Genomic DNA, 10,102 nt, shown 5'->3' on the forward strand with positions numbered 1-10,102 from the left:
AATAAAAGAAAAGAGCATGAGAGAGGCGCGGAGAAAACATGTTCAAATTCACTTACTATAGACGTATCCAGGTTTCATTTCTTTTGCTGATTTTTATCCCTCTGATTGCAGTATCGATCATTTCCTTCGTGCTCATCCGGAATACGATGGTAGAGAAGCTGCAGCTCAGCAACGATAACTTCCTGAACGTTATGATTGACGAATTAAACAAAACTATTGATGATGTGACGTTCGCTTCCCATTTTATTGTAAACGATACCAATTTCCGCGCTAATCTGAAGTCATTTGCGGATACTGAGCGGCTAAATAGCTATCAGGATTACGTACATTTTACGCAAATTCAAGATGTGTTTTCGCTCATCAACTCTAAGCCGTTGAATAATAATATCCGCATGTATTTGGTCAACCGGAAACACTTTGTGATCTCCTCTGGGACTGAGAATTTATCCGTGATCAATGCCAACCTGGACAAGCTGATGAGCCGTGTCAATATTCACGAACCGGAGACCTTGCAATGGCTTGGGATGGCTGACAGCGGTTCTGGTAAAAGCAGCAGCTATTATATTGCCAGAGTTATCTATGACAGCCGGGAGAAACGGCAGGTGTCCGTGCTGCTTATCTCAATTCCTGAATCCTATTTCAATAAATTGCTCGGACCCGTCGAATTTGGCAAGGTTGCGTTATTTGATTCTGGAGGAGGCTTGATTGCTGGGAACTCAGAGCTGGCTCCAGAAGGCAAGGAAGCAAGAGGAAGCGTTCGTACGGCCAGAGCTATCGACAAATCTAATTGGCAGCTGATCTATGAAGCTTCGGAGAAAGAATGGTCGGGTCAGATCTCGCGGACGTTTTATAGTGGCATTGGCTTGGTACTCCTCTTATTTATTGTCTTTTCGGCTACCTCCATGCTGATTGCCAAAAGATTGCATAGTCCGATCATGAAGCTGCAGCGCGTTGTGCGCCAGTTCGGGATGGGGAATCTTGATGTCAGGCTGGAGGTCAAGGGCAAGGATGAAATCGCTGAGCTGGGGCAGACGTTGAATACTATGCTGGACCAGCTGCAAGGACTGATTCACGACATCGAGCTGGAGCAGGAACAGAAGCGGGTGATGGAGCTGGAGGCGCTGTTTATGCAGATTCGCCCCCACTTTTTGATCAACACGTTGAATTCGATTAAATGTAGCCTTATTTTGGCCAAAGATAAGCTGCATAGCGGGATCATCGATTCATTAATGAGTCTGCTCCGGGCCTATTTGAAGGTCAATGAACCGGCCACCTTGCGGGAAGAATGCAAACTGCTTGGCCATTATATCGATATTATGAAGATCCGTAATGAAATCCCTCTTGAACTGGAGGTCGATCTGGAAAAGGATACAGAGAAGCTCATCGTCCCTAAGCTGATTTTGCAGCCCCTTGTAGAAAATGCAATCGTCCACGGATTGGTTGACCACCCGGCACCGCGTATTGTCGTTCGCTCGCGAACGGTCCCTGATGGGATCATGATTGAAGTTGAAGATAATGGCTGCGGTGCAGGGGCTGAAGTTCTGGCGGGACTGAACCGCAGGTTACTGTATAAGGACGGTGAACAGGATGAAGCTTATCAAAGGGTCGGGTTAATGAACGTAGTTCAAAGGCTGAGGCTGACCTATGGGCAGGATACCCGCTTGTCGCTGCATAATCTGCCGCAGGGTGGGGTGTCCGTTTCTCTGTATTTGCCGCAAGGCAATCATCAGGTTAATCTGTCAGAGAGAGAGGGATATTGATGTATAAAGTGATGCTCATAGACGATGATGTTCCTATGCTCAAAGTGCTTCAGCAGATGATTGACTGGGAGGCACATAGCTTGCAGATTGTCGGCAGCACCTATTCCAGTGCCAAGGCGTTATTAATGTTTGAGGAAGTGCAGCCTGACATTGTGATCACGGATATTGGTTTGCCGCAAAAGAACGGGATTGAGCTAGCCGATTGTTTCACCCGCATGAAGCCGGAGGTCAGAATTATTTTCCTGACCTGTCATGAGGATTTCCATTATGCTCAGCAGGCGGTAAAGCTGAAAGTAGATGATTATTTAATCAAGGACCAGCTTACAGAAGAGCAACTGGAGAAAAGCCTTGCCAAGTCCGTACACTTGCTTAAGTCGAAGATCGGGTTGATCAGCCATGGGGAGACAGGCTACAACAGCCAGCTCTTCCGGCAGAACCTGCTGCAAAGGGTGATTGGCGGTGCTCCGCCCGAAACCACACTGGCTTATGCGGCGCAAATCGGCATATCCTGGACGTATCCGTGGTTTATGCTGGGCACGGTTAGTATTCATTTTTCCAGTTTCGACAAGCGATACAAGCAGAGTGAGTATCCACTTATTTTATATGCTATTTACAATATAGCCTTGGAACTGTCCGAAACATGTGAAGGGATTACGCCTTTCTTGGAGCAAAAGAATATTGTGATTCTATATAATTACCGTGTGAATCTCGCGCAGAATGCCAGTCTTCATTTTCACGATTATTTACAGCGGCTGTGTTCCGAATGCTCCCATCTCTTAAAGATTCAACCGGGCATTATTGCCGTCACAGAGAAAATGGAGCTACAGGCGATTGGCCAGATCCATCGGCAGATTGTTCAGGACAAATGCGAGTTCTATGCAAGTGCGGATTACACGGTTCTGGATACTCTGCAAATCGCTTCTCCACGTTTCCAGCCTGCACCCCAAGGATTTCTGGACAGCTATATCCCGCAGATGGAACGGGCCGTGATAAAAAAAGACCTTGAAGCCATCCGTGGCACTCTACAGGAAATCGCTAGGACTGCAAAAGTTATGTCTATTCATCCTGGCGATTTCGCCCGGGATTTATCCTTTATGCTCCGCGGCATCGAGTTAATGTTTACGAGCCTGATGTTCGATGAGGATCTGTTCGTCTATCTCGTGCAGACCCGCACACTTGAAGATACGATGGAACTGGTGGAAAGAAAGCTTGTACAGATTACAGGCAGCAAGCAGCAGGTGACAGGAGCTTCTCCGCAGGAGCCCAAGCTGCAGCTTATCCAGCAGTATATCGACCAGCATCTTGGCGATAATATCACCTCAATTGATATGGCACGTTATCTGTTTCTGGATCCAAGCTATTTTTCGCGTTATTTCAAGCGCATGACTGGCCTGACCTTTACGGACTATGTACATCAGCACAAGATGAAGGTCGCTACCAAAATGCTGAAAATCTCCAGCCAGAACCTGGAGTCGCTGGCCGTCGGCCTGGGATATTCGGACAGAACCTATTTTTCAAAAGTGTTCAAAAAATATGTAGGAACTACGCCAAGCGAATATAAATCCAAACATTCGGTACGCTGAGAAGCACAATTGTCAACGATATGAACAGACCCGCCGCCCCTCTAGGGCGGTTTTTTGTTGTCGGCGGACAAAGGTCAAAATCTTGCACATTCCGGGTCATAATCACTCCTTCTTGCGGAAGGCGGATGTATTACTATAATGACAAATCAAATTGTCGAGGTGATACAACGTGGAGGCTGCAAAACAACCTGTGCCAAAAATTCTGCAAGAGAAGCGGAAATTCTGGACTCCGCAACGGAAAGAGGCTTTAACCGGGTGGCTGTTTTTGGCACCGGAAATTGTCGGGATGCTTTTTCTTAATGTATTTGCGCTTGGATTCTCACTTTATTTGAGCTTCTCGAAATGGGATCTATTGTCGGGAGTCAAAGGAATCGAGTTCATCGGATTGGATAACTATATCAAAATGTTCCATGATCCGAGTATCATTCAAGCTTTGAAGAACAATGCTTTTTATATGATTATGACCGTGCCGATACCGATTGCGATTGCGCTGGTGCTCGCGGCATTGATTCAAAACAGTGTGTTCCTCAAAAATTATTTTAAAGTGGCTTTCTTTATTCCTTATATTTCTTCAATTATTGCGATAGCTGCCGTATGGAGTGCATTGTTCCATCCGTCTCTTGGACCGATCAATCAGTTGCTGATGGAGTTTGGAATTTCCAGCCCTCCGAAATGGCTAGTTGATCCAAAGACCTCACTGTTATCCATTGCCATTATCAGTTCTTGGGCAAGTCTTGGCTACACCATTATTATCTATATGGCTGGCTTGACGAATATTTCCGATGAAATCTACGAAGCCGCCGAAATAGATGGCGCCAGCGCGCTGAAAAAATTCTTTGCCATCACAGTTCCGATGCTGCGTCCGACTACATTTTTCCTGCTTATTACCATGCTGATTGGCTCGTTTAAGGTGTTCGACATCATCGCCTTTTTGACCGAAGGCGGTCCGAATAATTCTTCTACCGTGCTTGTGTTCAGGATCTATGAGGAAGGGTTCAAATACTACAACATGGGCTACGCTTCTGCAATTTCCTGGCTGCTATTCGCTGTTATCGGCTTGATTACCGCAGCCACTTGGAAAATGAGAAATGAAGAATAAAGGGGGGAGATTAACATGCAACTGATTAGAAAAAATATGTCCAGAGTGATCACTACCTGCATCATGGGGGCTTTGTCCATTGTGTTTCTTATTCCGCTGATCTGGATGATTTCCGCAGCCTTCAAGTATGAAAAAGATGTAATGCGCTTCCCGATCCAATGGATTCCCGAGAAGATCAATGTAGCGTATAATTTCAAGATGGTTTGGATGGGACGGGTACCTTTCTCCCATTTCTATTTAAACTCCTTTAAAGTTGCGATTATTACAACCTGCATCACACTGATCATTTCATCTATGTCGGCGTACGCCTTGACCAAAATCAAATTTAAAGGACGGAATATGGTCTTTCTGGCGCTGCTGTCGTTCATGATTATTCCTGACCAGGCCACGCTGATTCCGCGTTTTCTGCTGATTCGTTGGTTCGGCCTCTATGATACTCATGCTGCTATCGTACTAATGAGTATGTTCTCCATCTACTTCACGTTCTTGTTGCGGCAATTTATGATTGGTATCAGCGACGAATATATTGAAGCGGCGCGAATTGATGGTGCAGGCCATTTGCGGATATTCTGGTCTATCATTGTTCCGCTCTGCAAGCCGGTGCTCGCTACCGTGGCGATCATCAAATTTATCTGGACTTGGAATGACTACCAGAATCCGCTGATCTTCTTGCTAAACAAGAATCTGTACACTATCCCACTCGGTATGACACTGTTCCGGGACGATTATTCGAACAACTATGCGATTATGATGACGGCAGCCGTTTCGGCGATCATCCCATTGGTCATCGTGTTCATTGCCCTGCAAAAGCAAGTCATTAACGGAATCTCCTTGGGAGGCGTAAAGGGCTGACTTGCGGGTATGCAAAAGAGGGTAAAAGTCAAAAATGTGATCCTACTACAGCAAAATTGTGCACTTGGCTTGTACAGCGGGTGCCTATAATAAGAAATGAACAAGGCACTATACTTAAATTTCAGTGCGGGGGGAAGTAAAATGAAAACAAAGGGCAAAAAAAGATTATCCGTTGTACTAGGCTCCATGCTGGCGGTTTCCTTAATGTTAAGCGCCTGTGGAAATTCCGGAAATTCAGAGAAGAATGGCGGTGCTGAAGCCAGTACGAATGCCGGGAACACCAAGGTGGACAAGCAAGTCGCCATCAAATATTACAACTGGGACAATGAAGCCCAATCAGCAGGCACGGATGCCATGCTGCAGGAATTTATGGATCAGAACCCAAATATCAAGGTAGAGCATGTGACACTCGTTCCCGGTGATTCTGTGGAGATGCTGAAGAAACTCGACTTCCTGATTTCATCCGGCGAAGCGATTGACGTTGTTCAGGTACCAAGCCTTGGAGGCGTACTTGAACGGGCGACCCGGGGAGCACTTGCCCCGCTGAATGAATTCTATGAGAAGGATAACCTCGTTCCTGAGGATGAATATTATGTGAATGCTAAGGTAGACAACAACTATTATGGGATGCAATATACCAAGAGCAGCAACTATGTAATGCTGAATAAAGATGCACTGGATGAAGCTGGGCTGCCTGTACCTACTTTTGGCTGGACATGGGATGACTACCGCGATTATGCTAAAAAACTGACCAAAGGTGAAGGCGTAGACAAACGTTACGGCACATACTTCCACACCTGGGAGTTGTATATGAACGCTCCGGCCCAAACGATGATGAAAGATCCATTCGTGTATGATGACGGGACGACCATTTTCGCGGATCCAACCTATAAATACTTCTTCCAGCTGCGCAAAGATATGGAGTCTGCTGATAAATCTGCGAAAACTTATGCAGACGCTTTAGCGGCTAAGCTCAATTACCGCACGGAATTCTTTAATGAAGAAGCCGCTATGATTCTGGCTGGTAACTGGACGATTGCTGATCCGGGCAATACTGAGCAGTATCCGCATGATTTCAAGACAGCTTTTGCTCCGGTACCGGTGCCTCCGGCAGGATCGGAACCAAAAGAATACGAGGGCAAATACTTCACCAGCGGCAATATGCTGGCGATGGGCGCTACTTCGAAGAACAAAGAGGCGTCTTTCCAACTGATGAGATTTATGTCAACGGCTGTTAGTGATAACAGACTGGAATTCTCCGGTTATAAAAAAGCGGATAATGAAGCCTTGCTGACCAAACTGGTAGCTGGCAAAGAGGATATGTATGATATGGATTCACTCAAATATACACTCTTTGACAGTGCAATTCAGTTCCTTGATGGTGCGCAGGTGATGACGACGGCAACATCCGAATTGACCAAAATAATCGATGACGGCTTCAGCAGATTTATGCTTGGAAATGAATCGATTGATAAGGTGCAGCAATGGATGGTTGATGAAGCGACAAAAATCATCAACGAAAAAGGTGTTATCAAATAAATAGGGAATAAGCAAGTATCACAAGTTGTGGACGGGGCTTTGGAAGGTCATCAACTGGCTTTCCAAAGCCTTATTTATATATTGGGCCTACACAAACATATGGGAGAGTGTAGAAATGATGGAAAGCAGATTTTCACAGAACAAGCCGGAAGAGCAACTGGCGCTGCCTTCTAGGGAACAGCTGGAGTGGCAGGACCTGGAGCTGGGGATGTTTTGCCATTTTGGCATCAATACGTTTTGCGATCAGGAGTGGGGAGAAGGCAATGATTCACCTGCGGTCTTCAATCCGCTTCATTTGGATGCCCACCAATGGGTTAGTACAGCCAAAGAAGCTGGATTCCGTTATTTTATACTGACAGCTAAACATCATGATGGCTTCTGCTTGTGGCCGACTGCGACAAGTACTTATTCTGTGGCTTCTAGCCCATGGAAAGAAGGTCGCGGCGATGTCGTCAAGGAATGCGCGGAGGCTTGCCGTGAACTTGGAGTTGGCTTCGGCATTTATTTGTCTCCGTGGGACAGACATGAGCCCTGTTATGCAGATCCGCAAGCGTACGATGATTTCTATGCCATACAATTACAAGAGTTGCTTACGGGCTATGGTCCGCTTACGGAAATTTGGTTCGACGGCGCAGGGTCGGAGGGCCGCAATTACGATTGGCAGCGGATTATGGATCTGATCAAGCGCCACCAGCCAGGCGCCATGGTGTTTAATATGGGGGCACCAACGATCCGCTGGGTTGGCAATGAGGATGGCGTTGCTCCTTATCCATGCTGGAACACTGCAAATTCTGCGCGGGGTAGCATGTTCAGTGAAGCTTCATTGAACTGGCTTCCCGGAACGCCGAGCTGGGTGCCTGCGGAATGCGATGTGCCCATCCGTAAAGACCGCTGGTTCTGGCATCCTGAGGAGGAGCATCTGCTGCTGTCTCTGGAGCAGCTAATGGATATTTATTATCGTTCGGTTGGACATGGGGCAACTTTGCTGCTCAATGTAGCCCCTGACAACCGCGGGCTGTTTCCGGAGGCTGATGTGCAGCGGCTGCTGGAATTCGGCAAGGAGATAAGACGCAGATTTGACAAGGCTCTGGCGGTAACAGCAGGTACTGGAGATATTGTTGAACTGGAATTGCCAGCAGCTACTGTGATTGATCATGCCGAGATTATGGAGGATATCGCTTACGGCGAAAGAGTAGAAGGATATATGCTGGAAGCGTACAGCAACGGAGCGTGGCTGGAGTTGAAGCGTGGCAGTTCGATTGGCCATAAGAAAATCGACGCCTTCCCTCCGGTTGTCGCAGAGAAAATCCGCTTACGGGTGTCAGAAGCTGCCGCAAGCCCCAAGATCAGACGGCTTGCCGTCTACCACTGCGGGGAATCGTTAGAATAAATATTAATAAAGGAGGTTGTCGATAATGAGCCTGCTCACCTGGAACGACGGACACTATTTGCTGGACGGACAGCCTTATCGTATCGTATCGGGAGCCATTCATTATTTTCGGGTTGTGCCTGAATATTGGAAAGACCGGCTGCTGAAATTGAAAGCCTGCGGATTCAATACCGTGGAGACCTACATCGCCTGGAATATACATGAACCTAAAGAAGGGGAGTTCGTATTTGATGGCATGGCCGATGTGGTATCTTTTATCGAACTGGCTGGTGAACTTGGGCTTCATGTTATTGTCAGACCGAGTCCATTCATCTGTGCGGAGTGGGAGTTCGGAGGCCTGCCGGGCTGGTTGCTAGCTTACGGGGAACTCCAGCTTCGCTGCTGTGACCCTCTTTATTTAAGCAAGGTAGACCGTTATTACGATGAGCTAATTCCTCTGCTGGTTCCGCTGCTCTCCACACATGGCGGACCAATTCTGGCCGTTCAGGTAGAAAATGAATATGGCAGCTATGGTAATGACAGTGGCTACCTGGGCTATATGCGTGATGGACTGGTCAGCAGAGGGATCGATGTGCTGCTATTTACTTCCGACGGGCCAACCGATGAGATGTTGCTCGGCGGAACACTGGAGGATGTGCATGCGACAGTCAATTTCGGCTCCAGTACAGAGGAATCCTTCCGCAAATATCGGGAATACCGCTCTGAAGAGCCGCTTATGGTGATGGAATACTGGAACGGCTGGTTTGATCACTGGATGGAGGATCATCATGTACGCGATGCCGGGGATGTAGCAGGTGTTCTGGATGAGATTCTGACACAGGGCTCCTCATTTAATATGTACATGTTCCATGGTGGAACCAATTTTGGTTTCTATAATGGTGCGAATCATATCGTCACCTACGAGCCAACGACTACAAGTTATGACTATGATGCCCCGCTCACGGAATGGGGAGATACGACGGCGAAATTTGAAGCTGTCCGGTCGGTACTCAGCAACCATGGATTTGCCCCGACTTGTCCACTCCCTGAGCCGATTCCGAAGATTTCTTACGGGAAAGTCGCTTTGACGGAAAGAGCGGAACTATTCACGGCTTCCAATCTGGAGAAGTTATCAGAGACGGTGAACAGCGTGTGTGTACAGCCGATGGAGAAGCTCGGACAATCCTATGGTTTTATATTGTACAGCACTTATGTGAAAGGGCCGCGCTCTAGACAGAAACTCTACATCGAGGGCGTGCGCGATCGGGCGCAGGTCTTCCTGGATGGACAGGTGCTTGGGGTGATTGAGCGCTGGAATCCGCTGCCACTGGAACTTTCCATCCCCGCTGGGGGAGCGCAGCTGGATATCCTCGTCGAGAACATGGGACGAATCAATTACGGGCCGCTCATTCGCGATCCGAAAGGGATTCTGGACGGGGTTCGGATTGATAACCAGCTGCAATATAACTGGACGATTCGTACTTTGCCGTTGGAACAGGAACAGCTGGATTCACTAGCGTACAAGAAGCACCCGGTGGAGAAGCAGCAAGCTGCGACCCTTTCGGGTCTGCCCGGATTCTACCGGGGCAGCTTCGAGGCGGAGGAGATTGGCGATACCTTTCTACGATTCGATGGATGGAATAAAGGGGTCGCCTGGATCAATGGTTTTAATCTGGGCCGCTACTGGAACGCAGGGCCGCAACGCGCCCTATATATCCCGGGCCCATTGCTGCGCAAGGGGCGCAATGAATTTGTTCTTTTGGAGCTGCATGGCCGTGCGGAGACTTGCGAGATTGAGCTTGTGAACCTTCCTGATCTGGGAAGAACTTCGGCCGTCGATGACGCCGTGTTGAATTTTGTGCAGGATGATAACTTGTAGATGCCTTTAGCTTTAACCAAT

7 protein-coding genes are annotated in these 10,102 nt (G+C 47.7%); all 7 read left to right on the forward strand.

Translation table 11 applies throughout. The features are described from left to right. The first annotated feature begins 38 nt into the window (after positions 1-38). The gene (locus PODO_RS07580) at positions 39-1,760 is read left to right on the forward strand and encodes a sensor histidine kinase (RefSeq protein ID WP_038569489.1); all 1,722 of its coding nucleotides are present in this window, start codon (positions 39-41) and stop codon (positions 1,758-1,760) included. Continuing rightward, positions 1,760-3,343 (forward strand): response regulator transcription factor, encoded by a 1,584-nt coding sequence (locus PODO_RS07585; RefSeq protein ID WP_036675653.1) that lies wholly within the window; start codon positions 1,760-1,762, stop codon positions 3,341-3,343. The genes PODO_RS07580 and PODO_RS07585 overlap by 1 nt, the downstream gene beginning before the upstream one ends. 169 nt (positions 3,344-3,512) lie before the next feature. Beyond that, positions 3,513-4,442 (forward strand): carbohydrate ABC transporter permease, encoded by a 930-nt coding sequence (locus tag PODO_RS07590; protein ID WP_051490863.1) that lies wholly within the window; start codon positions 3,513-3,515, stop codon positions 4,440-4,442. A gap of 15 nt (positions 4,443-4,457) precedes the next feature. Then, positions 4,458-5,294, forward strand: coding sequence for a carbohydrate ABC transporter permease (locus PODO_RS07595; RefSeq protein WP_036675652.1), 837 nt, complete (start codon positions 4,458-4,460; stop codon positions 5,292-5,294). Positions 5,295-5,435: 141 nt separating this feature from the next. Continuing rightward, positions 5,436-6,833 (forward strand): ABC transporter substrate-binding protein, encoded by a 1,398-nt coding sequence (locus PODO_RS07600; protein WP_038569491.1) that lies wholly within the window; start codon positions 5,436-5,438, stop codon positions 6,831-6,833. A 115-nt stretch (positions 6,834-6,948) separates the two neighbouring features. Further along, positions 6,949-8,223, forward strand: a complete 1,275-nt coding sequence (locus tag PODO_RS07605; protein ID WP_244886442.1) for an alpha-L-fucosidase — start codon at positions 6,949-6,951, stop codon at positions 8,221-8,223. Positions 8,224-8,248: 25 nt separating this feature from the next. Then, on the forward strand, positions 8,249-10,081 hold the full coding sequence (locus PODO_RS07610) for a glycoside hydrolase family 35 protein (RefSeq protein WP_038569492.1): 1,833 nt from the start codon (positions 8,249-8,251) through the stop codon (positions 10,079-10,081). Positions 10,082-10,102 lie beyond the last annotated feature (21 nt).

The sequence above is a fragment of the Paenibacillus odorifer genome (genome assembly GCF_000758725.1).
GTDB classification, from domain to species: domain Bacteria; phylum Bacillota; class Bacilli; order Paenibacillales; family Paenibacillaceae; genus Paenibacillus_AQ; species Paenibacillus_AQ odorifer.

Bases quoted from the DNA above. Each gene is read 5' to 3' on its own strand.
- PODO_RS07580 (WP_038569489.1), top strand. From the start codon at position 39: ATGTTCAAATTCACTTACTATAGACGTATCCAGGTTTCATTTCTTTTG.
- PODO_RS07585 (WP_036675653.1), top strand. From the start codon at position 1,760: ATGTATAAAGTGATGCTCATAGACGATGATGTTCCTATGCTCAAAGTG.
- PODO_RS07595 (WP_036675652.1), top strand. From the start codon at position 4,458: ATGCAACTGATTAGAAAAAATATGTCCAGAGTGATCACTACCTGCATC.
- PODO_RS07600 (WP_038569491.1), top strand. From the start codon at position 5,436: ATGAAAACAAAGGGCAAAAAAAGATTATCCGTTGTACTAGGCTCCATG.
- PODO_RS07605 (WP_244886442.1), top strand. From the start codon at position 6,949: ATGATGGAAAGCAGATTTTCACAGAACAAGCCGGAAGAGCAACTGGCG.
- PODO_RS07610 (WP_038569492.1), top strand. From the start codon at position 8,249: ATGAGCCTGCTCACCTGGAACGACGGACACTATTTGCTGGACGGACAG.